This is a genomic window from Sporosarcina sp. resist (genome assembly GCF_014302295.1).
In the GTDB taxonomy this organism is placed as follows: domain Bacteria; phylum Bacillota; class Bacilli; order Bacillales_A; family Planococcaceae; genus Sporosarcina; species Sporosarcina psychrophila.
The window spans coordinates 423125-447488 of the sequence record NZ_CP060287.1 but is presented as its reverse complement, the minus strand read 5'-3'; the positions used below and the strand labels follow the sequence as shown (position 1 = coordinate 447488).

The 24364-nt window shown below is 42.5% G+C and carries 22 protein-coding genes; 3 read left to right on the top strand and 19 right to left on the bottom strand.

The genetic code is table 11. From position 1 onward, the window contains the following. Window positions 1–123 precede the first annotated feature (123 nt). Window positions 124–1311, top strand: a complete 1188-nt coding sequence (gene hmpA / locus H7992_RS02225; RefSeq protein ID WP_067205177.1) for an NO-inducible flavohemoprotein — start codon at window positions 124–126, stop codon at window positions 1309–1311. Between the two features lie 720 nt (window positions 1312–2031). Here hmpA and H7992_RS02220 read toward each other — a convergent pair. From H7992_RS02220 to H7992_RS02205, 4 genes are all read right to left on the bottom strand, one after another. Next, the gene (locus H7992_RS02220; RefSeq protein WP_067205172.1) at window positions 2032–2832 is read right to left on the bottom strand and encodes an alpha/beta fold hydrolase; all 801 of its coding nucleotides are present in this window, start codon (window positions 2830–2832) and stop codon (window positions 2032–2034) included. Window positions 2833–3217: 385 nt separating this feature from the next. Beyond that, complete coding sequence (locus H7992_RS02215; protein WP_067205169.1) at window positions 3218–4273, bottom strand: YkvI family membrane protein; 1056 nt, start codon at window positions 4271–4273, stop codon at window positions 3218–3220. Window positions 4274–4604: 331 nt separating this feature from the next. Beyond that, a complete protein-coding gene (locus H7992_RS02210) occupies window positions 4605–5120 on the bottom strand; it encodes a type 1 glutamine amidotransferase domain-containing protein (RefSeq protein ID WP_187046535.1) in 516 nt (171 codons plus the stop codon). A gap of 63 nt (window positions 5121–5183) precedes the next feature. Further along, window positions 5184–5798: a DNA-3-methyladenine glycosylase gene (locus H7992_RS02205; protein WP_187046534.1), complete on the bottom strand. Its 615-nt coding sequence runs from the start codon at window positions 5796–5798 to the stop codon at window positions 5184–5186. Between the two features lie 151 nt (window positions 5799–5949). Here H7992_RS02205 and H7992_RS02200 point away from each other — a divergent pair, with 151 nt between their 5' ends. Next, window positions 5950–6285 (top strand): nucleotide pyrophosphohydrolase, encoded by a 336-nt coding sequence (locus tag H7992_RS02200; protein WP_255428661.1) that lies wholly within the window; start codon window positions 5950–5952, stop codon window positions 6283–6285. 585 nt (window positions 6286–6870) lie between these two features. On the opposite strand, the gene H7992_RS02195 is transcribed toward H7992_RS02200, so the two are convergent. From H7992_RS02195 to H7992_RS02130, 14 genes are all read right to left on the bottom strand, one after another. After that, window positions 6871–7761: a glycine betaine ABC transporter substrate-binding protein gene (locus tag H7992_RS02195; RefSeq protein WP_067205163.1), complete on the bottom strand. Its 891-nt coding sequence runs from the start codon at window positions 7759–7761 to the stop codon at window positions 6871–6873. A gap of 14 nt (window positions 7762–7775) precedes the next feature. After that, on the bottom strand, window positions 7776–8414 hold the full coding sequence (locus H7992_RS02190) for an ABC transporter permease (RefSeq protein ID WP_187046532.1): 639 nt from the start codon (window positions 8412–8414) through the stop codon (window positions 7776–7778). Continuing rightward, on the bottom strand, window positions 8411–9379 hold the full coding sequence (locus H7992_RS02185; RefSeq protein ID WP_067205158.1) for an ABC transporter ATP-binding protein: 969 nt from the start codon (window positions 9377–9379) through the stop codon (window positions 8411–8413). Before H7992_RS02185 ends, H7992_RS02190 begins: the two co-directional genes overlap by 4 nt. Next, window positions 9376–9918 (bottom strand): P-loop NTPase family protein, encoded by a 543-nt coding sequence (locus H7992_RS02180; RefSeq protein WP_255428562.1) that lies wholly within the window; start codon window positions 9916–9918, stop codon window positions 9376–9378. Before H7992_RS02180 ends, H7992_RS02185 begins: the two co-directional genes overlap by 4 nt. Continuing rightward, a complete protein-coding gene (locus tag H7992_RS02175) occupies window positions 9918–10565 on the bottom strand; it encodes a uracil-DNA glycosylase (RefSeq protein WP_067205154.1) in 648 nt (215 codons plus the stop codon). The genes H7992_RS02180 and H7992_RS02175 overlap by 1 nt, the downstream gene beginning before the upstream one ends. Before the next feature lie 120 nt (window positions 10566–10685). After that, entirely contained in the window at window positions 10686–11027 is a 342-nt protein-coding gene (locus H7992_RS02170) for a DUF6054 family protein (protein WP_187046531.1), read from the bottom strand. 108 nt (window positions 11028–11135) lie between these two features. Further along, a complete protein-coding gene (locus tag H7992_RS02165; protein WP_187046530.1) occupies window positions 11136–12341 on the bottom strand; it encodes an MFS transporter in 1206 nt (401 codons plus the stop codon). Window positions 12342–12431: 90 nt separating this feature from the next. Beyond that, window positions 12432–13241: a zinc transporter ZupT gene (gene zupT, locus H7992_RS02160; protein WP_187046529.1), complete on the bottom strand. Its 810-nt coding sequence runs from the start codon at window positions 13239–13241 to the stop codon at window positions 12432–12434. A 102-nt stretch (window positions 13242–13343) separates the two neighbouring features. After that, on the bottom strand, window positions 13344–15398 hold the full coding sequence (locus H7992_RS02155) for a flagellar assembly protein A (RefSeq protein ID WP_187046528.1): 2055 nt from the start codon (window positions 15396–15398) through the stop codon (window positions 13344–13346). A gap of 222 nt (window positions 15399–15620) precedes the next feature. Then, entirely contained in the window at window positions 15621–16595 is a 975-nt protein-coding gene (locus H7992_RS02150; RefSeq protein WP_187047763.1) for a siderophore ABC transporter substrate-binding protein, read from the bottom strand. 86 nt (window positions 16596–16681) lie between these two features. Beyond that, window positions 16682–17443 (bottom strand): iron ABC transporter ATP-binding protein, encoded by a 762-nt coding sequence (locus H7992_RS02145; RefSeq protein ID WP_067205137.1) that lies wholly within the window; start codon window positions 17441–17443, stop codon window positions 16682–16684. Then, entirely contained in the window at window positions 17440–18390 is a 951-nt protein-coding gene (locus tag H7992_RS02140) for an iron chelate uptake ABC transporter family permease subunit (RefSeq protein WP_067205134.1), read from the bottom strand. The genes H7992_RS02145 and H7992_RS02140 overlap by 4 nt, the downstream gene beginning before the upstream one ends. Beyond that, window positions 18383–19333 (bottom strand): ABC transporter permease, encoded by a 951-nt coding sequence (locus tag H7992_RS02135; protein WP_067205131.1) that lies wholly within the window; start codon window positions 19331–19333, stop codon window positions 18383–18385. The genes H7992_RS02140 and H7992_RS02135 overlap by 8 nt, the downstream gene beginning before the upstream one ends. Window positions 19334–19680: 347 nt before the next feature. Continuing rightward, the gene (locus H7992_RS02130; RefSeq protein WP_187046527.1) at window positions 19681–20559 is read right to left on the bottom strand and encodes a DUF6612 family protein; all 879 of its coding nucleotides are present in this window, start codon (window positions 20557–20559) and stop codon (window positions 19681–19683) included. Window positions 20560–20781: 222 nt separating this feature from the next. Here H7992_RS02130 and H7992_RS02125 point away from each other — a divergent pair, with 222 nt between their 5' ends. Next, a complete protein-coding gene (locus H7992_RS02125; protein WP_067205125.1) occupies window positions 20782–22500 on the top strand; it encodes an ABC transporter ATP-binding protein in 1719 nt (572 codons plus the stop codon). A gap of 513 nt (window positions 22501–23013) precedes the next feature. Here H7992_RS02125 and hflX read toward each other — a convergent pair. Next, entirely contained in the window at window positions 23014–24285 is a 1272-nt protein-coding gene (gene hflX / locus H7992_RS02120) for a GTPase HflX (protein ID WP_067205122.1), read from the bottom strand. Between the last annotated feature and the right edge of the window lie 79 nt (window positions 24286–24364).

Below are 24364 nucleotides of genomic sequence, written 5' to 3'. Positions count from 1 at the left end.
GCAATTACGTGAAAGAAATGTGACTAACTTCCTAACACTTTCTAAAGATGTATTATAAATATATCTTTAAGCACTTTTATAGTTTAAGCTTGAGTTAACAACTACGAAAGGTCGTGCTACAACATGCTATCACAAGAAACCATTACCATTATCAAATCAACCGTACCTGTATTGGAGCAACACGGTAAAACAATTACAACAGTGTTTTATAAAAATATGTTCGAGGCTCACCCTGAACTGTTGAACATCTTCAACCATGCCAATCAATCCCAAGGACGTCAACAAAACGCACTTGCAGGACTGGTTTACGCGGCAGCTGCAAATATCGATAACCTCAGCGCTGTTTTACCTGCTGTCGTTCAAGTTGCGCACAAACACAAATCACTCAACATTACACCAGAACAATATCCAATCGTCGGCTACTACCTATTAGGCGCTATAAAAGAAGTATTAGGTGAAGCTGCAACTCCCGAAATTATTGGTGCTTGGGGAGAAGCCTATGAAGTTATCGCAGGTGTCTTCATCGGTATCGAAAAGGAAATGTATGCCAAAGCTGAGGAAATGGATGACGGCTGGAAAACATTCAAAGACTTTGTAATCGCGGATAAAGTAGTTGAAAGTGATGTTATTACATCATTCTATTTAAAACCTGTTGATGGCAAAAAAGTACCATCATACAAACCAGGACAATACATCACGTTACGTGTCACAATTCCAGGCGAAGACTATATCTTGAATCGCCAATACAGTTTGTCACAAGCACCAACAGGCGACTCCTACCGCATTTCTGTTAAACGCGAAGATGAAGTCACACCGAACGGTAAAATGTCAGTTAACCTTCATCGTGAAATGAATGTCGGTGACACAGTTGAAGTTAGTGTTCCAGCGGGTGTATTCCACCTTGATATGGAAAGTAAAAATCCAGTGACACTTATTAGCGGCGGTGTTGGTATCACGCCAATGATGAGCATGTATGAATCCATCGCCAAAACAACACCAGAACGGCCAGCTGCATTCCTACATTCGGCACGTACACGCAAACACCAAGCATTCGATGCAAAATTACGCACGTTGAATGAATCTATGCCTAGTTCCACATATGCCGTGCTCTACTCAGATGAGGGGGATGGCTTTATCAACCCCGACTTCCTTGCCGCTAACGTCATTGAAGGCAGCGATATCTTTGTTTGTGGGCCAACACCTTTCATGCAAGCTGTCATTAAAGGTCTATATGCACTCGGTGTTCCAGAAGAAAAAATAAACTTCGAATTCTTCGGCCCTGCTGAGGAACTAGAACTTGTAAACGCATAATCCGTGACACCTGTTGTTTAGCCAAGAGTAACCAGTGAATAACATGATCATCTACTGGGTGCTACGTGTTTAGTTGACTTTGGATTGAATGACTTCTATACGATTACCGAGATGTCTGGATGTGTAGGGATGCGACTTTGTCGCATCCCTACACATTTTTTCGGTAATCGTATGGTGATCCTTCATCCTTCGCGCTCCAAATGCATAAGTACACGAAGTGCTAAAGCTTTTTGGGACGAAAGAATAAAGGGGCATCTACCCGGATAAAAGCCGCCAAAGATATAATTTTGGCGGCTGATGCTTTCTTTAGGATTTTCACTTCTTTACTAGTAAAGAAGTGTCGCTTTCTATAAGGTCTCACATAATTACATGCAGAATCTTTGCTAAAAGTAAGCAAGGAACCAATTATACAAAGTGCAAGAGTGCCCGAAATTGCATCTTCGGACACTTACACTCTCCATAGAATGTCATCTATTCTTTTCTTCCAAAACTACTGCATTTTTCACTTGAACATTGAAGGAACGCGACAGGCAACTATTCGCAACAGTATTACTGAAAAGAGTATGGCCCCCTCAGTAAATCTGTCATGAATAGTTAGTCGAAAGCGGGCCGAAAATAGTGCAGTGAAAATGAAGGTCATCAAGCCCTACTCACCAGTATTTCATGCAAATAAATGGTTGTTCAACAGACGTGATCATTCGTCAATCTGCAGAAAAGCCGTCATCCCAGTTGGATGGCAGCTTTTCTTTGTTCGATTTTAGCTATATAATCGATGGCTAACTTATTGAACATTTCCGGTTGGTCGATATTACAAACATGGCCGGACTTTTCAATTTTAACGAATTCAAATCCTTTATTTTTACGAACAACTTCCTCAATCGGCGGAATGAACAAATAATCTTCCTCACCCATCAAAAATAATGTTGGAATGGCCGTTGTCGATGCTTGTAAGCGGGTCAAGTATGGATTTATAAGCTTAGTAAGGGAAAACCATTTGATAAATTCCTTCTGGTACACTTTTTTGGCTTCATTGACGAAAGCCATTCGCGATTCTTCGTGCTGTTTACGCGGCATAATAATATAAGCAAATAATTTATAAAGGAGCATATAAGGGACAAAACGCTTTACGACACGTCCCCCCAATAATAATAACTTTGTTCGGATATCAAAACGAATAATCGCTCCACCAAGAATGAGTGAGTTTACACGTTCTGGGAAGTTATCTGCCATAGTCTGTGCGACGATCGTCCCGAGTGACATGCCGATAACATGCGTGTCTTTTATGCTAACCTCGTCTAGCACTTCAATTACTTCCTTCGATATATCCATAAATGTATCGCCTTTTTTCCACATTCCACCGGCAGATTGTCCGTGCCCCCGAAGGTCAATTAGGAGAACATTATGTTGTTTTCTAAATTCCCGAATTTGTTTGTACCAGACAGAAGAGCTTCCGCCCGCGCCATGTATGAATGTTACCCAAGGGGTTGTCGGGCTAATTTCGTAAGTTCTATAGTGAAGCAAGCTGCTCACCCTTCCAAGTTAACTATGTCTATTAAACCATCATACATGGAACCAACTCAACCTTCATAAGTGTTCAATCGCTTTATTCTCTGAAAGAGCGACTTCTTTTCGACACAAACTGCAGTAAGAAAAGCGCAAGTGCCTTGGAGACTAGACGTGAATTATCACTTTTCACTATATAAGTTGAAATAATGATTCCCTTCAAATCCGCTACGGCGCTCGGGTAGGGCTTCGGCTCCCCCTTGTAAGGCGCCTTCGCTCAGTTAATATAGGTATTCATTTGTTCAACATATATAGAAAGAGATTTTGTAATTTCCCAAGCCACAAAAAACAAAAACGGTCATCGAAGCTCAGCTCCGTGACCGTCCCTGTTTTTGAAATAGCTTTAGCTCTTAACCTTTGCCGGAAGTTTGAATGATGCGTAAATCAGCGCTACAACAAGGAACAGACCAAGATATCCGATTGTTGGATAGAGTTTAGCTACAAGTTCCTTAAAGCCGACAAAGCTCAATCCAAATCCGATAATGAGGGTGATCAAAACGAAAACATTGAATTTCTTCGTACCAATTTGAATGAAACGTGCTCCGAAAGAATAGAACATGCCGACCGCAGTATTGAATATCATGCCGTATAGGATGAACGCCATGAATATGCCAAGTATAGGCGAAACATCGTTGATGATTGCCAACATTGGCATCTCAGCATCTCCAACTGTTTCGATTTTAGCGAAAATTGCCAAGTGGCTAAGCAAGATAAGAATCCCTAAACCAAGTCCTCCGACAAATCCGCCCCATGCCGCTATTTTCTCATCCTTCTCTGTTCCTCCCATGACAATGGTCATTGAGGCTCCTACAGCTATGTTAAACGACACATAGTTGATTGCCGAGATGAACCAGTTTGGCAATGTCGTTTTTACGCCTTGAGCAATTGGATCGAGGACTGCAAAAGAAGTGTCCATGGTTGTTAAACAATAAATAGATACAAGGACAACCGCAAGAATAAGGAATGGTGTAATACTTCCAATTATGCCGACGACCTTATCGACATTAAGCATAACCGTCAACATGACAAGAACAATCATAAGAAGACTGCCGACAAATGGCGGCAACCCGAACTGCTGGTTCAAGTTTGCACCTGCCCCTGCAATCATAACAACCCCTACACCAAATAACGTAATAATTATTATGTAATCAACAATAATCCCTAAGTAACGACCACTTATTTTATAAATGACCTCTTTATGAGAAGTGGTCTGCATACGACTTCCAAGTCGAGTGAGTACCATACCGAGATAAGCAAAAAATGCTGTCGAAATAATTGCCCCCACAATACCAAGAAGACCGAAACTTGTAAAAAATTGTAGAACTTCCTGTCCGGAAGCAAAACCTGCTCCAACGATTATACCGATGAAAGCGCTTCCCATTTTAAGTACTTTTTTCATGATGTCCCCCTAGTTAGTACACGGCACTAAAAATTAGCAACTCCATAAAACCGTCACATTTTTAATATTAAGTGTTATAGTACTCTTCTAATTTATCACTCTTCGGATACCTTTTCAACAATAACAAAAACTTAAGCGCCTAGTCAAGACCGGCAGATATAGGGCAGAACAGCAGAGATGCGTTTCAGTTGGCATATCCCCCACACCCCTTAAGCATTGAAGTTTAAACGTGAAACCTTCTCCACAGTTTGAGTTTTATAGTCTCCTACTAATACAAAAAAGGCCGCATAATCGGCCTTCTTTGTATTATTTGCTATTCTGCTAATACTATTTACTTTTCGAGAAGTTTTAATGATTCACGATTAAACGCTGGTATGTCCTCAGGTGTACGACTTGTCACAAGCTGATTTTGGCACACGACAACTTCTTTATCCACATATTTCACACCTGCATTTTCCATGTCAACTTTTATCGATTTATAACCCGTTGCATCTCTTCCTTCAAGGGTTTTAGCTGTAATTAAAAGCTGAGGACCATGACAGATTGCAAATACCGGTTTTTTATCATCCATGAACGTCTTCGCAAATTGCACGAAGCGGTCGTCTGCACGTAACTGATCCGGGGAGAATCCTCCAGGGATAAATAATGCGTCAAAGTCTTGCGGTTTTACATCATCGATGCCGAAATCCGTCTTAACTTTTGCAGTACCTTGCTTCCCGGTCACTTCTACACCTGCTGATTTTTCAATTGTCACTACTTCATGTCCAGCATCCTTGAATGCTTTTGCTGGTTCCGTGTACTCCGAGTCTTCAAATAGATTCGTGATTAAAGTTGCTATTTTAGCCAATTTAAATGCACTCCTTTTTTTGTTTGTACTCTTGTTCTATACCTCTTTGAGCTACATTTAAACTTAAGGACGATACTTGGAGACATAAGGATTATCTTTTTCATAAAAACGCCATGGATAATGAACTGCTTCCCCGGAGTTTCCAATACCCACTCGGGGACCTGCCATAATTTCTTTAGGTGCAGCACCTGCGGCAATAAATAGCGGTTCATCTGTCCAATGATGACCGTAATACTTCATTGTCACACCAAGTGCTTTCGATAATTTCCCTGGGCCATTTGTCCAATCTGTCATTTTCAAATGAGGACCGCGATTCTCCTGTATCAGTTCTAATCCAGCCACTGGCTCTCCTGCCCTGATAAGAATGGCATGGGGTGTTCCAATTGCTCCGCTCACAACATTCATTAAGGTATGTGTATGCATTTGATAGGTATAAATAAGTCCAGCGGTTCCAAACATGATTTCTGTCCGCTTCGTTCGACGATTATCAAAACTATGCGCCGCTCTGTCTTCAGGTCCATGATACGCTTCCGTTTCAACAATACGAACCACAATATCCCCTTCTGGCTGTTTGTGCACAATATACTGTCCGAGCAAATTTCGGGCCAATTCGAGTACAGGTGCCTCAAAAAATAATTTATCTATAGGTGTATAAATCGCAATCGCCCTCCACTTCATTATTAGTATTCCCTAGAATCACAAGTCTAAGTAACGTATACTCAAGAAAAGCACAAGGCGCCGTCTAGCTCCGACAGGCATACGACGGTTTGTGGAGAGGGCGTTCTACAGCCCTCGCAATAAAACGCCTAATGTCCCGAGGAGTTGGCGCCTGCAGCTGGACATCAAGAAAAACTGTCGAAAGGATGAGATAAATTTGGAAAAGCTACAAACTGAAATACGTGAATTTACGAAAGCTCGCAATTGGGGCGGAAATCATGATGCTCGAAATCTCGCCATTTCAATTTCTTTGGAAGCAAGTGAGTTACTAGAACACTTCCAATGGAAATCTGGAGAAGAAGCAGTCGCTCATAATAAACAGGAAATCGTGGATGAGGCAGCGGACGTATTTATTTATCTATTACAATTCGCTGATCTCATCGGCATAGATTTGGAAGAAGCTGCACGTGCGAAGATGAAGAAAAATGCAGAGAAATACCCTGTATGAATTAAGTAAACCGTTCCCAGTCTTGCGGGAACGGTTTCTTTCTTTAAAAGTTAAAGTATTTGGTTTTCGACCTGGGTCAGCATCTATATACTAGGCACTATTAATTTAGAATTCGATAGAAACTTTAATAATCTCCTTGTATGATGAATGATTCTAGCGAAGGAGCGTCAAGTGTGAGCCGAAGTAATGAGACCGACAGTAATCTTCTGGCGGGCTCATTACGGGAGGCCATCACCAAGCGACGAAGCGGTATCAGAAACTGCTTCCTAGTATCCCATCACAAAAAACCACTTGCTTTCCATTTGTTAAGTGCCAAGTATATAGCGCTTGTGCTTTTCTTATTGTCTAGCTACAGCGCCTAGCCCCTCGAGTCGCTTCAGTCCTTAAGTTAAAGGCAAAAAGCGCCTTTCTCTTATGGTCCTCCAGCGCTTTTCGGGTCTACCAAGGCGCTTGCGCTTTTCTTTATTGTCTAGCTACAGCGCCCAGAGGCTTGGGTCATAAGTCAGTCCAGCTATGCAGCAAAGAACGCTGCTTCGCTAGCCCGTCTTATGCCTGTCGCCTCTACCAAGGCGCTTACGCTTTTCTTTATTCCTTAATTAATTCTTTTTCAATCAAAAACGCGCGGGCAACGTCTTCTGGTTTCTCTTTATCCAAATCAACGCGGGCATTCATTTTCAGCATATCTTCTTCCGTAATTTTTCCTGCTAAGCTATTAAGCACTTTTTCAAGTTCAGGAAACTTCTTCAATGTTTCCTGACGCACGACTGGTGCTGCATCATATTTCGGGAAAAATCCTAGATCGTCTTCCGTTGTGGCAAGATCGAACATCTGAATACGGCTGTCTGTTGTGAATGCTGGAATAACATCAACATCCCCATTTTTCACCGCTTCATACATCACATTTGGGTCCAGGCTCTTCGTGTCTTTGAATGTAAATGGATAAGAAATTACCATATCATCATAGCCATCACCTTTACGCTCATAGAAAGCATGCGGTGCTCCAAATATCATTTCTTCATCTGCGGAAATTCCTGCGAGGTCGGAGTATGTTTTCGCATTGTATTCTTTATCCTTCGTGAAAGCCAACGTATAGCCGTTTTCGAAACCAAGTGGCTCTAGCCATGTCACTCCAAATTTATCTTCATAGCCTTTTTTCACACGTTCCAAAACGCTTTCAGAACTCTCTCCCGCTTTCGATTCTTCTTTCAGAACGTCTTTCAAACCCGTTCCTGTATATTCTACGTAAAGATCGATATCGCCTTTTTCAAGTGCAGGCGTCATGATAGCTACTTCACCTAGACCATCTTTATACTTCACTTTATAATCCGTTTCTGCCTCAATATATTGCCCTAAAATATGCGGCAGTATGAATTGCTCTGTCCATGGCTTACCACTGATAACAATTTCATCTTTTCCGCCGCACGCCCCAAGTAGCAGTGTCAACGACATTAAAATGATTCCTAATCCTTTTTTCATCTTTCTTCCCCCTATCAATGTTGTACGCCTTTTGGAGTTACCTTCTTCTCTACCCATTTTAGGATGAAGTCAAAAGCGATGGCGAGTAATGCAACTGGCAGCGCTCCTGCAAGAACAAGCGCATTATTATAAGATTGCAAACCCCTATAAATAACATCTCCCAGTCCGCCTGCCCCAACGAATGTTGCAAGCGTGGCAATACCTACCGTCAGCACAGTCGCTGTCCGAATACCAGCCATGATAACAGGCAAGGCAATCGGAAACTCAATTTTCTTCAAGATTTGGTTGGGCGTCATCCCCATCCCGCGTCCCGCTTCGACAATCGCCTCATCGACACCTGTAAGACCCGCATATGTATTGCGTACGATTGGTAACAATGCGTAAATAATAAGTGCAATAAGAGCCGTTTTTGAGCCTATTCCGATTAACGGAACAAGAAAACCGAACAATGCAAGGCTTGGTATCGTCTGTAAAATCGCTGCTACACCAATGATTGGCTCTGCAAAACGACGATGACGGGCAACCAGCATTCCAGTTGGTAGAGCAATGAGTATCCCGAGGGCAAGTGCTACGAAAGACAGAAAGATATGTTGGAGAAAAGCTTCTGTAATCATGTCTGAACGACTAGTCACTGTCTCGATAAAGTTCTTCATGATTTCACCCACTTCCCGTTATCCATTGACGCTTGCAAGAGCGAATGATGACCAATATAGCCAATCACAACTCCGTCTTCAGCTACGGCAAGACGACTGCTAGGATGGGCATCCAGGACAGTAATTGCATCATCGACTGTCAGCATTGAAGTCACTTCTCTTACTTCGCCTGTCCATGTTTCATCATAGAATCTAACGAACTCTTTAATAGGTCTCTGACCGAAATTACGCTGTCTGTCAATTCGTTCCTGTCCAATGAATTCACGAACGAAATCATTTGCCTGATTTTCAATCAATTCATCAGGCGAAGATATCTGCTCTATTTGCCCCTCCCGCATCACGATAATTACATCCGCAATTTCGAGTGCTTCGTCCATATCGTGTGTTACAAATACAATTGTCTTTTTGATTTTCTTCTGTAGCTTCTTCAATTCTTTCTGGAGCTGTTCACGGCTGATAGGATCGAGTGCCGAAAAGGGTTCGTCCATTAAAATAATGTTCGGGTCACTCGCAAGTGCCCGGCTTACGCCGACCCGCTGCTGTTGACCGCCTGATAGCTCAAAAGGGTAACGTTTCTTAAATACAGCCGGATCAAGATCCACCATATCAAGTAATTCATCGACACGAACAGCAGTTTTCTCTTTATCCCACTTGAGTAATTCAGGAACAAGTGCAATATTATCTTCAATCGTCATATGAGGAATGAGACCGATTCGTTGAATAACATAGCCGATTGAACGGCGTAGCTCCACTTCGTCTCGTTCGAAGATTGGCAGCTCATCGATATAGATGGCGCCTTCTGACGGTACTTCCAGCCGATTAATCATCCGCATAAGCGTCGTCTTTCCACAGCCAGAAGGGCCAATAATGGCCGTTAACTTATTTGTCGGGATTGTCACGGACACATTCTTCAACGCTTCCGTTCCATCCGCAAAACGTTTTGTTACATTTTCAAAGCGAATCATAGAACTCCTCCTTTTGTATTTCTTTGCGGTGTAGTCGCTAACCATCTTTCAACTTCAACCGATGTCTTCAGCAGTACGACATCCGCTTGAGTTTTCTGCAAAATGTCTAACACACCCGGTCGAACGTCTTTCGGATAGCGCCAAATCCAGCGGACAAAATTCATATCAATCTTTTCGGGACATCCCTCCGCCATATCTGGACGTGTCTGTCCCCAATAACTCCATACCCTCTTCGTGACCCGTGATAAGCAAAGCCAGTTCGAAAAATCAAGAAAGATGATTAGATCCGCATATTGTGCTCTCATTTCAAGTGTGGAATTGAAATGCCCATCGATGATCCATTCAGGCTGCGCTACCACGTCTTTCAACATCTCACGGAATTCCGGTTTTGGTGTAGGTATCCATCCTTCATTCCAAAACAGTGCATCAAGATGATGCAAAGGCAATCCCCACCTCATAGCGAGCTTGCGTGACAGGGTCGACTTTCCAGCTCCACTGCAACCGATAATCAGTACTTTTTTATGATGAATCGCTTCCACTAATTCATCTCCCCCAATATACGGCCAATCTCCAACCAATCTGCATCTAATGAGGGTCTATGCGACGGCCTGTAAAAGATAGACGCGGGATGAAATGTCGGCACTATCCTGTACAACTTCTGTGTCAAGTTGAAGCTCGTATCATCTAATTCTTTTAAAAATTGAATGGGGCGATCCAACAGCTGCCCGTGAAGCTCCGTCACCTTCGCCTCTTTGCCAAGTAATCGTTGCAATCCGACGTTACCAAGCGTGACAATGAGCTTCGGCTCAATATTTGCTAGTTCATAATCGAGCACTGGCGCATGTGCCAAAATTTCTTTCATGGTTGGTGGCCGATTATATTTCCGTTCTGTCGTGGTTCCGTCACGGTTATTTTTCGTTCCCCATCTATATGGCCTGCTGCGGACTGCACTTGTAATATAAACGTCTTCACGTGTTAAACCGATTGTCTCGAGTGACTTCATCAGTTCCTTCCCAGCACGACCGATAAAAGGAATACCATCAACCAATTCGAATTCACCAGGTGCTTCGCCGATTAGCATCAGCTCCGGTTTTATGGGACCTTCTCCGTAAATAAACCCCTCCACAGGAAAACCTTCTATCCGTTCCCGGCCAAGGTTCGCAATCGATTCAGGTATACGGAACATCTAAGCACCCCTCTCTTGTGTTTTCATTTTAACAAAATAAGCCTTTCCATCAAAAGGAAAGACTCTGGACTATGTCGCTATTGGTTTGTTGCGTTGATTATTTTTGCCTATCTCTTCATTCTAACCCACTATATACGATCCCAATGCAGACTCCACACTGTTTGCAAAATTATTTCCAGCGCCCCAATCAAAGCGCAGGAACATCCCTTCTGAACCGCCGGATGCGACCGCATGGACTTTCGTTTGTCCTTCTAAATTATCGATTGTCACAGTAAGCGACGCGCGGTTGCTGGACCTCATATAATACTTTTCCAACACTAGGACATGGACTTCGTAATCGCCTAGCCGCCTCACATACCGATCGACAAGCGTTCCACTGATACTCCCTCTGACTACAAATTGCTCAATAACATCCATTGCCGCCGCTGGTAAAATAGATACAGTAAGTTCGCGTACTGACATATTCTCATCCCCTTTATCCTTACCTTCTTTTACGGATGAATAGCGGTGGAAGTTTCATTTGATTAATTTTAAAAAAGCCTGCCCTCATCACAAAAGGCAGGCCATCATTCATTCCAATTCAGTCTGTTTCGTTTCTGTCCCTAAAAAGACAACGGCTATCACACCGATAATAATCGCGCCACAGAAGATACCGAATACCAAATCGAATCCGTAACCTGCCGCAAGAAGTGTACCGATGAGTAACGGTCCGAATATACCGCCAATACGGCCAACCGCTGCCGCCATTCCAGATCCTGTTGCCCGGATTGCAGTCGGATATTGTTCTGGTGAATACGCGTACAAAGCTCCCCAAGCACCTAAGTTAAAGAAGGATAACAATGCACCCGAAGTGAGAAGCAATGGAAGTGTTTCTGCGTTACCAAAGAACAATGCACTTGCTGCAGTTCCAAGAAGATACGTGGCGAGAACAAATTTCCGTCCTGCTCTCTCGATTAACCAAGCAGCTGTAAAATAGCCTGGCAATTGAGCAAGCGTCATAATAAGAACGTATTTGAAGCTATGAATCAAATCAAAGCCTTTCATTACCATAACACTTGGTAACCACAGGAACATGCCATAATATGAAAATACTACCGTGAACCAGACGATCCAAAGCATGAGTGTTCGTCGTGCATACTTTTTCGACCACAGTGTTTTAATCTTTTCTACAGCTGACTGTTTCGGTTTGCCATCCAGCTCAAACTTCGGAGAATCCGGTAATCTGCGTCGAAGATAGATGGCGTAAAATGCCGGCAATGCTGTAATAATTAACGCAATTCTCCAGCCATAGTTCGGAATAACAAAGTAGGCGATGATTGCGGCGAGCAACCATCCTGCTGCCCAAAAACTTTCAAGGAGCACGACAACACGCCCCCGTTCATGCGCCTCAACGCTTTCAGATACTAATGTCGATGCGACTGGCAACTCGCCACCAAGTCCTGCTCCGACAAAAAAGCGGAGGATCAGAAAAGCAGTAAGCGTCATCGTCAACGCAGATAATCCACTAGCCACAGAGAACAGGACAAGCGTCATCATAAATACGTTTTTCCTACCGATTTTATCCGCAAGCATTCCAAATCCTAATGCACCAACTGCCATCCCAATCGAGTTGACGCTGCCTATCCAACCCATTTGAGATGGCGTCAACTGCCATTCTACTGCAAGTGCCGCGATAACGAACGACAGAATTCCGACGTCCATTGCATCGAACATCCAGCCCGTTCCCGCAAGCCCTAATAATTTATTTCGGGAAATTTCCTGTTTCTGTTTCTTCATAACGTCTCTACCCCTCGTAGTGTAGTGTGTAACCTGGTGTCTTTACACCTGTCATTATACCTTACACACCGAATCCACACAAAGGTTTTTTTACGCGACAAGCACGAGACTAACAGCCATTACTGCCATTCCAGCCATAAAACCGTAGACCGACAAATGCGCTTCGCCGTATTCCCGAGCAGCAGGCAGTAATTCATCGATTGAAATGAATACCATAATTCCTGCTACAGCAGCAAAGATAACGCCGAACATAATACCGTTCAAATAAGGCATCAAAATAAGATAGGCCACAATCGCACCAACTGGTTCTGCCAATCCAGAAAGAAACGATAACTTAAATGCTTGCTTACGATTACCCGTCGCAAAATAAATAGGTACGGCGACAGCAATCCCTTCTGGAATATTGTGTATCGCAACTGCGATGGCAATAGCAATTCCAAGCGTAGGGTCTTGCAACGCCGAAGTGAATGTTGCAATTCCCTCTGGAAAGTTGTGTATGGCAATAGCGAGGGCTGTAAACATACCCATTTTTTTCAGCTTGGCATATTCGTCATTCGTCGGACCTGCATTCACGTCTTCTACACTCTTTACCTCATGCGGATTCCCAATCGCAGGAATCAGACGATCGATAATTGCAATCAACAGCATTCCGCCGAAAAAGCCGGCAATTGTCACCCAATAGCCATTGGTTAAGCCCAAATCTAACACAAGTGCATCTTTAGCTTTTACAAATATTTCGACAAGTGACACGTAAATCATAACGCCCGCTGAAAATCCGAGGGCTATCGAGAGGAACTTTGTATTCGTCCTTTTTGTGAAAAATGCAAGTAAGCTACCGATTCCCGTTGCAAGTCCCGCAAAAAGAGTAAGGGCGAATGCAAACAGTACATTTCCATCCATGTATACATCTTCTTTCTATTTCTAGGTTAGAACTATTGTATGCTATGAGTTTCCCTAACTCAACATCTGGCCTGTACTATTTTCATGTTCAACAGGTATTCTTTATTTTATCAATAGCATTCCTTCATCATCCAGACGAGCAAAAACACCCATTTCATTGGCTGTAAATGTATAAGACCTATTTCCAACATGAATTTCTGTTCCCGCATGCGCATGCCCAATTGTGATATTCCCTTTTTCTCCTGTTCGGACAACTGTCTTAATTAAGTTTACGGACCCTGTATTTTGGAGGGATATTTTATTGGCTGCGATGATTTCCCCACCGCGGCAAACACCACGCACTTTTATATCGTGACCTGCTGTAACCGAACTATGATAAAGCCCTTTCGAGGTCACCTCAATATTGCCATTACTATATAACACGCTATTAATAGCATAGGGTACTGAAAGGTATAATTTCGGAGCTGCTTTCTCACCATACAATTCCACAAGCGTTTTTACTTCCCCGATTAAAAGTTCGAAACCACCCATGTCTTTCAATTGCTTATTTTCAGAAGTTATAAATACCTCATATAATTTGGCTGCCATTTCACTCCATTCTACCGGCAACTGGAGAGAATGATTTTTAACTTTTTGGAGGAAGTGCCTATTCAAATCTTGGAATGCCGTATATTTCTTTTCGAGCAAGAGCCTAATAAGATGGTTCAACTCAGCTGAACTGAGGCTATCGTCCGTCTCTCCCCGTATCAGGAGTATCTGTTGGATTGCAGCTTGAATTAGTTCCAGATACCCCTTAATTTCACTAAGTTGAGTTGTTAGTTCTCCTATTATAAACTCATGTTGCCCGACGCTAATTGTGGAGGAAAAAACATTCCCTTTTACGACAGCCGATTTCATGGCATGAATCGTCGCTTTCGTCACAGACCCCCCTATGTTAACTGTTCCTGTCGCCCCCACGAACATTGAAGGTTGTATATTCCCTTGTATACTTACGTTCCCCTCAAAGCGAATATTTCCGCTCGCCATATCGACTTCCCCTTGGTGATGAAATTCATGATTGATATCAATTTTCACAAGCTTATTTCGCCATTCCACGGATGGTTTCCCTGAAATCGCTGCAACAATATCATTGTCCACCTGCGTTACATTTACACCAAGACGCAGGACAATGTCATTCGCCTTTTTCACAGGAATCGCTTTCCCAAGAAGGCTACTGCCTGGTGTTCCCTGAACTGGTGGTATATAGGTTGCAATGACTTGTCCAGCTTCTACCGACACAATCAGGTTCATCTCATGAAAATCCACCTTTTCCAATTCCCCCGGTGTTTTTTCCTGATAGTCGATATGCATTTCTAAATCGCCATCCAGTCCTTCAATTGGAGGTACCCCTTTTGCCACAATCGTTTCAAACGGTTTGATCGCGTCCGTCACTTTCTTGATAGCCGGGAAGAGCAACCCTTTTTGTATGCCTAATGATTTCAGGTGTTCAACAATTACTTGAGGGTCTAAATCATTGTAGTACTCAATTTCCTCATCTGCTTCAATATGAAGAACTTGTTCGAACTCCGTATCGCGTAAAGTGTGCTTCACCTTTTTCCCAGGTGTGAAAATAAGCATGGCAAGCATGTCATGCTCAATCAATTGAATTTCAAAATGTGGTGGTATAAGCCCATCGCTTACTGTCACTTCTACTTTATCTCCAGGTGAAATAATTGTTTGCCGCTTTATTTGTTTTCCATTGATTGAGAAATTAACATTTGAACCAGGAACGACTATGGGGTATTTTTTACCTAAAAACTGTATATCAATCTTTTCATTGCTAATACGTGCCCCAGCTACTTTACTAATTGCTGATGACAGGCCACCCAGAGGCTGGGCATCGTTCCATTCCCGATTCGTCCCTTCTGTTGGTACTAATCTATCGAGATATTGTTCGATTGCCAGATTCCGATCTTGCGTCTTTTTCGTAGCGGATGGTGATTCTATGATTTGTGTAACATTTACTTCAGCCAACGTTTTTCGTAAGCCAAAAAGATTCTTTCGCGGATTCGACAACACTTCAATATGGACTTCTTCCAATTTCAATTCTGTAATCGATAAGGCTAGCCGAACAGCTTCCTCAATCGTTTCTGCTTTTACCGTAATAGATTTCCCCATATCTTCCCCCCCCATTTCAAATCTAATTTCCGTTTTAGGCTAGTACATTAATCTTATCATATTTTTCTGTATTTTCTATCATTATACCCAGTGTTTAGATAGTAAATGTGTAAATGCGACCTAATTCGCTAAGGGTTGTCCACAGGCCGATAGTTTTATATTTTTCTATACAACAAAAAAAGAGCCGGTTCACTTTTCAGTGAATCGGCTCTCTTGCTATTTTTACAATACCGCTTCGACTTCTTTAATCATTTCTTTCACAGATTGAAGTCCGCCACCAGACAGGTACCAATAGTCAGGATCTAAGTAAATGATTTTACCGTCTTTATAAGCGCTTGTTTTCTTCACAAGGTCGTTTTCAATTGAATCTTTTGCACTTGCATCGCCGCCAATCGCAGCGTCACGGTCGATAACAAAGAGAATGTCTGGGTTTGTTTCAAGGATATATTCGAATGTGATGCTTTGACCATGAGTCGATACTTCAAGTTTTTCATCAGCTGCTTTAAAGCCAAATACATCATGAATAATACCAAAACGTGAACTCAGTCCATAAGCACTTACTTTTCCTTCATTTCCAAGAATGATCAATGATTTCGCATCGCTCTTGCTTGATTTTTCATTAATCGCTGCAATTCTTTCGTCAATGTCTGCAAGTTCTGCTTTCATTTCATCTTCCTTACCAAAGAGTTCAGCAACCATTTCCATGTTTTCTTTGAATGACTCCATGTAGTTTGTTGTATCCACTCCTACAAAGATTGTTGGAGCAATTTCACTTAGTTCATCGTACATAGCAGATTGACGTCCTGAGATGAGGATAACATCTGGTTTCATTGCATGGATTGCTTCAAAATCAGGTTCTTTAAGACCGCCAACGTTTACATACTTTGAATCTTCATATTTTGACAAGTATGAAGGAATGTTCTTTTGTGGAACACCTGCTACTTCAACGCCAAGCTCGTCTAGCGTGTCAAGCATACCAAAATCGAATACGACAACTTTTTCAGGATTTTTTTCGACTGTAGTTTCGCCAAGGTCGTGCGTAATTACCATTGGTTCTGCTGTTTCAGTTTCTTCAACTTTTGGCTCTGTTTTGTCACCAGTTGTTTTATCGTCTGTTGCATCTTCGTCTTTCGATCCACAAGCTACAAGTACAGCCATTAATGCGAACAACATCATTGTCATTAGTATTTTCTTCATCATTACCATCCTTTTAGTTGTATTGTAAGTTTAAATCTCTTTACTTGAATCGATTTATAAACTCCAGGTAACTACACTTTTCTTGATTAAGAGTCGAAGTACACACATATACGACAATTAGCCATTTGTTTAATTGGAATATCCATATCGTAGATATCCTTTAATGCATCAGAAGTGATGATTTCATCTGTCGGACCGTCTTTGACGACACGTCCCTCTTTAAGCGCAACAATCCGATCCGAATAAACGGATGCGAAGTTAATGTCATGTAAGACGATGACAACTGTTTTCCCTAAATCATCTACAAGTCTTCTCAATATTTTCATGATCTGGACGGAGTGCTTCATATCCAAGTTATTCAGCGGTTCATCAAGCAATATATAATCCGTATCCTGCGCGATAACCATTGCGATGAATGCCCGCTGGCGTTGTCCACCTGACAGTTCGTCGAGGTAATCGTCCTGCATATCCATTAGATCCATATAATCCATCGCTTGATTGACGAAACGAAGATCTTCGGCCGTCAGCCTCCCCCTTGAATGTGGGAATCGACCAAACGACACTAGTTCACGAATTGTTAAACGGACGTTCATGAAGTTCGACTGTTTCAAAATCGAAACTCGTTTTGAAAAATCGTTCGATTTCATCTGTTTTACATTGTCTTTATCAACCAGCACTTCCCCCGTATCTGCATCTAGCAGACGGCTTACCATTGATAGAAGTGTCGATTTACCAGCACCATTCGGTCCGATAAAAGACGTGATTTTTCCGCGGTGGATATTCACGCTTACTTTTTCAACGACCGCTTTTTTACCATAAAACTTCGATAGCTCACGGACTTGGATCATGTAGATCGACTCTCCTTTAATAGTAAGTAGATGAAGTAAATGCCGCCGATGAAGTTAATAATGACACTGAGAGTCGTCGAGAACGTGAATATTCGTTCAACAACCCATTGTCCCCCGACAAGCGCGATAATACTCATAATAGACGCACCCGCAATAAGGATGCTATGCCTATACGTTTTGAAAAACTGATAGGACAAATTCGCAACGATCAAACCAAAAAATGTGATTGGACCTACTAGTGCAGTCGAGACCGCTATTAAAACAGAAGATAGGATTAGCATGGTCTTGACGACTTTGTCGTAAGAGACACCTAAGTTAAGTGCGGTGTCCCTTCCAAGTGACAGAACATCAAGTTGGTTGAAGTATCTCCATCCAATGACGAGACTGATGATAACGATGGCAAATGCCCACCAAACAAGTTCACCGCTGACGTTGTTGAAACTGGCAAACATCCTATCCTGTACAAGCATGAATTCGTTCGGATCAATTAACACTTGCAAAAATGTCGATATGCTTCCGAAAAATGTCCCGACGATAATTCCTACAAGAAGCAGGAAATAAATTGGGCGTTTGCCCCCCTTGAATAAAAATCGATAGAGGATAAGCGCGAATACAACCATTGCAGAAACAGATATTATAAAATTCACCTGTTTATTGACGATTATCACATGACCCGAACCAAGGAAGAAAATGATTGCGGTCTGCAACAATAAGTACAGTGAGTCAAGACCCATAATACTCGGTGTCAAAATACGGTTATGTGTAATTGTTTGGAAAATGACCGTTGAGTACGCGATTGCAACACCCGTGATGGCCATTGCCATCACTTTGATACCGCGGCGCGGTAACGCATAGTCAAAGCTTCCATTTAACCCTTGGAAAAGATACAGAATACAGAATATAGCTGCGATTACAGAGAGAATGATGAGTTTCGTTGAGTTACGCATAGGCCTTCCTCCTAAACAATAAATAGAGGAATATTCCACTGCCAATAACGCCTACCATCAAACTAATTGAAATCTCATACGGATAGATAAGCACTCTACCTAAAATGTCACAGACAAGCAGGAATATCGCGCCTAGCAGTGCTGTATGAGGCAATGTCTTCTGTAAATGATCTCCTTTAAAAATAGAAACGATATTCGGAATGATCAATCCAAGGAAGGGAATCATTCCGACCGTCAAGACGACGGTAGTGGTAATAAGCGCAACAAGGATTAGTCCGATATTGACGATCCGCCTATAAGCAAGCCCGAGGTTTTTCGAGAAATCTTCACCCATTCCCGCAACAGTAAACCGATTTGCGTACAAATATGTGATGATTAGCACGGGAATGCTTATGTATAGAAGTTCATAACGTCCTTTCATAATCATCGAAAAATCACCTTGTAACCATGCCGACATATTTTGAATGACGTTCGCTTTGTAAGCGAAAAACGTCGCAATAGATGACAAAATATTACCGAACATAAGCCCAACTAACGGAATGAAAATCGCATCCTTGAATTTGATACGGTCAAGGATTTGCATAAACAGTAGCGTGCCGGCAAGCGCGAATACAAATGCGACAATCATCTTTTCAATTGTGGATGCGTTTGTGAATAACAGCATCGAAACAAGAATCCCGAGCCGTGTCGCATCCAAAGTTCCTGCTGTTGTCGGTGAAACGAATTTATTTCGGCTCAGCTGTTGCATAATGAGACCTGCTATACTCATCCCTGCTCCTGCAAGAAGAATAGCGACAAGTCGCGGCACGCGGCTGATTAGAAAAATTTCGGTTGCTTCCGATTTAAAATCAAGCAGACCCATTGGCGTAATATGGCTCACTCCAACAAATAACGATAGGAATGAAAGACTGATAAGTGCGATGACTAAGTAACGTATCTTCATGGGTATCCCCGATATCGATTATTTACTACCAATTGAGAATCCGTTAATGAAAACAGTTATCAATTAGCGCAAATTCAATTATAGCATGCTAGAAACAACTGTCAATGAATAACTGAAAATCATTATCAGTGAGAATACAAGAACAAGTAGGCTACCCTTGGCTACCACTTTTCATATTGTCAGTCATGCGAGTTTATGGACGGTTTGGGATTTGTTGTTATTAATCTTCCGGGTTTTATGATTGGTCTGAGTTTTTTACTGGTCTGGCAGTGTTTCTGATAGATTCCCTTGTTTTTACTTATTGCAATAAAAAAAAACACCGGAGTGGATAACCGGTGCCCATTGTTTCACTGACCCATCGATTCATTGATATCGACAGCGTTATCTAGTATTTCTTGTGGAATTTTAATTGTGTCGATTTCGTTAATTTTACTGATGTCGGCTTTTACTTTCTGGTCAATATGCATTTCTTCGCCTTCGACTTCCATCGTCATATCCATATTCATATTGAACGCATTTGTGTAGAATGTCTTTTTGTCGATGAAGATTTCATACTCGAGTGATTTCACTTCCATATTTTCCATCACTTCCGCCTGTTCTTCATTCATTTCCATACCAGCAGGCATGTTTTCAGTAGCAACTTTTTTGAATAGCTTGCTGAATTTATCGCCTGCTGCGGATAATGTAAGGATGTAAGCATCATCCGTTTGCTCAAACTTGAAGTCATCTGTAAATTCTTTGAACATGTTCATGTCAAGTGTCGGATCCGCTCCTCCGGACAGTTGGCCACTCATTTCCTCATACATTTCATTTGGTAGCTTAATCCAATCACCCGACTCCGGATCTTTCATGAAGAAGCCTGCATCTGTCATATAGATTTCCATGTCCATCTTCCCTTGCTCACCCATGTCCATATTCATCTTCTGATACATCGAGAGTGGTTCCATAACCATATCCATGTCCATATTTATCTTACTGTTCATTTCAAACTCTTGGCTTGGTACTTTAATCAGCTGATCGATATCCATTTTGGCGTGCATACTCTTTTGCTCTTCCGAAACTGCCATCACCTTCTCATAAACTTCCTGCGCTGTCATGTCGCTCTTATTCTGGACTTCTACCTTCTTGCCCGTATCAGGATCTGTTTTCGGCTCCGCTGTCTTACCGCATGCACCAAGTCCAAGTACAAGAATTCCTGCTGCAATACCCTTCATCAAATTGTTCATATTATCCGCTTCCTTCCAATTGCTAATTTTATCTACATATACTCATACGGCTCAAAACACAAAGAGTTCCACATTTCAAAGTAATTGAATATTATTACTCAATTACTTATTCACATCTATTGAACTACATGAGTATTATTTCGGTTTCAGAAATTAATTATCGTCTTCTGTCGCTTTTTCCGCTATACTAGCAATTATCAGACTAAAGGGGATTAAAACGATATGCTCAAAAAGTTCTTTTCATATTACAAACCACATAGGCGACTTTTCATCATCGACTTTTCAAGTGCTATTTTCGTAGCATTGCTCGACCTTGCGTTCCCAGTCGCGGTCCAGTGGTTCATTGATGATTTGCTGCCTAAAGGCAATTGGGGACAAATCACGACGATAAGTATTCTATTATTGGTCGTTTATTTACTGAGTACATTCCTTCAATATATCGTCAGCTATCTTGGTCACAAACTCGGCATCAATATCGAAACCGATATGCGCCAGCAGCTATTCAACCATGTACAGCGGCAATCCTTCCGATTTTTCGACAACACGAAGACCGGACATATTATGAGCCGGATCACCAATGATCTGTTCGACATCGGGGAACTCGCCCACCATGGTCCAGAGGACGTCTTCATCGCGATCATGACGCTTATTGGGGCATTTGCCATCATGTACAGCATCAACCCTGAACTTGCACTGATCGCAATTATTATGGTTCCATTTCTCATTATCCTCGTCACATTCTGTAACATCAAAATGAATGCGGCATGGCAAAACATGTACGGTAAAATTGCTGACGTCAATGCACGCGTAGAAGATTCCGTGTCAGGTTCACGCGTTGTCAAATCATTCACGAACGAAGACTTCGAAATTGCACGCTTCCGCATAGACAATGGGAATTTCAGAATAGCCAAGCTTGTTGCCTATAAAGTGATGGCCTGGACCCATTCGAGTATGTTCATGATGACCCGACTTGTTACTCTTATCGTACTTGTTGTTGGAGCGTGGTTCACACTCAACGACAAATTGTCGAGTGGAGAACTCGTGGCATTTGTACTGTTTGTCAATGTGCTCATTAAGCCTGTCGATAAAATCAGCGCGCTATTGGAACTGTATCCAAAGGGTATGGCAGGATTCCGCAGGTTCCGTGAATTAATTGAACAAGAGCCTGAAATTAAAGATCGTCCAGACGCAGTGGCTGTTGCCCATTTGAACGGAGATATTATCTTCGATGATGTAGATTTCCACTATGACGATAACAAAGCCGTACTAGAAGGTATTAATTTAAACATACGCGCGGGTCAAACGGTTGCATTTGTTGGGCCATCTGGAGCCGGAAAAACAACGATTTGCTCGCTTATTCCGCGTTTTTACGATGTAACTGAAGGTGCGATTTCTATTGACGGCATCGATATCCGCGATATGACGCAGCACTCCTTGCGTTCACAAATCGGTATCGTTCAGCAGGACGTCTTCTTATTCACCGGGACCATCAAAGAAAATATTGGCTACGGAAAATTGGATGCGATGGATGATGAAATTATTTCAGCAGCGAAAAAAGCGCATCTAGAAGACTTCATCGCTTCACTTCCTTATGGCTATGAAACACAGATTGGAGAACGCGGCTTGAAATTATCCGGCGGCCAGAAACAACGTCTTGCCATTGCCCGCATGTTCTTGAAAAACCCGCCAATTCTTATTTTAGATGAAGCGACATCCGCTCTCGATACAGAAACGGAACGCATTATTCAGCAGTCGCTCGCTGAACTTGCTGAAAACCGGACAACCCTTGTTATCGCACACCGATTGGCGACAATCCGTGATGCTGACCGCGTTGTCGTTGTCACAGAAAACGGGATTGCGGAAGATGGCAAGTACGATGAGCTTGTGAAGAAAGGCGGGATTTTTGCCCGACTGCACAACAATCAATTCCAAGAGGTTTAACTTTCATTTAAGCGGGCATACTAGAACTATTCCACCCCCTTTCTCTTAGATAGAAAAAACAGCACTACATGACCTCCCTAGTCACGTGGTGCTGTTTTTTGTTTTTTAAAAGATAAGAAAGTATGAGTTTTTTGGACTTAGAATAGTGTCTAGCTCCAGCGCCTAGCCCCTCGAGTCGCTTCAGTCCCGAAGTTAAAGGCAAAGTGCGCCTTTATCTTCAGGCCCTCCAGCGCTTGTCGGGTCTACCAAGGCGCTTGCGCTTTTCATTAGTGTCTAGCTCCAGCGCCTAGCCCCTCGAGTCGCTTCAGTCCTGAAGTTAAAGGCAAAGTGCGCCTTTATCTTCAGGCCCTCCAGCGCTTGTCGGGTCTACCAAGGCGCTTGCGCTTTTCATTAGTGGCTAGCTCCAGGCGCCAGCCGCTCGGGTCATAAGCAATCCAGCTATGTGGCAAAGTGCGCCACGTCGCTGGATTGACTTATGCCTGTCGCGTCTAAGCAGGCGCCTTTCGCTTTTCATTAGTGGCTTACGATAAATTCTTCAATCTTAGCTCGCTCTGAAATATCCATTTCCACAGTCATCAGCGTTCCATCTTCTTCATACTCCGTACTTTTGACGTTTGCTTTGTCATTCAAATAGGACACGATATCACCACGGTCAAATGGAATAAGTAGCTTGCATGTACTATATTGTTCAAAAATCTTTTTCTTGATCAACTCAATAAGTTCATCTAATCCTTTTCCTTCACGTGCAGAAATCCACACACTATCATCGCTCACTACTGGATAGGGAACATCCGCAAGATCAGCTTTATTGTAAATATTAAGCGTCGCTACATTCTCTACTCCAACTGCCTGCAATGTGTCATTTGTTACTTCCATCATATAGCCGTGTTCCGAATTCGACACATCCACTACATGTAATAGGAGATCCGCATCACGCGCTTCTTCTAATGTCGAACGGAATGCTTTTACAAGATGGTGTGGCAGTTTCGAAACAAAACCGACTGTATCCGTCAAGATGAATTCTTTGTTATCCTCAAGCTTCACTTTCCGAATTGACGTATCGAGTGTCGCGAATAACATATCTTCCTCATACACTTGCTTCGCATTGTCTACGTCCATCTTCAGCAGCAATTTATTCATAATCGTCGACTTGCCAGCATTCGTATAACCGACAATCGAAACAACAGGGATACCACTCTTTTTACGTTGCTTGCGCTGAGTTTCACGCTGATCCTTCACATGATCAAGGTCACGGCCAAGTTTGGAAATCTGGTCTTCGATTTTTCGACGATCGAGTTCAAGTTTCGTTTCTCCTGCCCCTTTATTCTGAACACCGCCGCCTGCTCCGCCGCCCTGTCTACCAAGGGATGCACGTAAACCGACAAGTCTAGGAAGCATGTATTGCAGTTGCGCAAGTTCAACTTGCATCCGAGATTCACTCGTTCTCGCACGCCGTACGAAAATATCAAGAATGAGCATTGTCCTGTCAATCACTTTACAGTCCAGTTCCCGCTCCAAATTACGAATCTGAGACGGAGACAATTCATCATTGAAGATAACAAGGTTAGCATCTAATTCTTCATAGAAGTTCTGAATCTCTTCCATTTTCCCTTTCCCGACATAAGTAGACGGGTTACGCTTTTCCATGTTTTGCGTCACTTCTCCAACGACTTCAACATCGATTGCTTTAGCAAGGTTTTTTAATTCTTCCATTGCATATTCAAAGTGCTGATCCTTTTGTTCATGGACCCCCACAATTACTGCGCGTTCGACTAAAAATTCCATAGAACTACCCCTTCCAGACAAGCTATAAGTATGTTTAGTCTACCATATGTGACGAAATTGTATGTCAGACAGGTCGAAC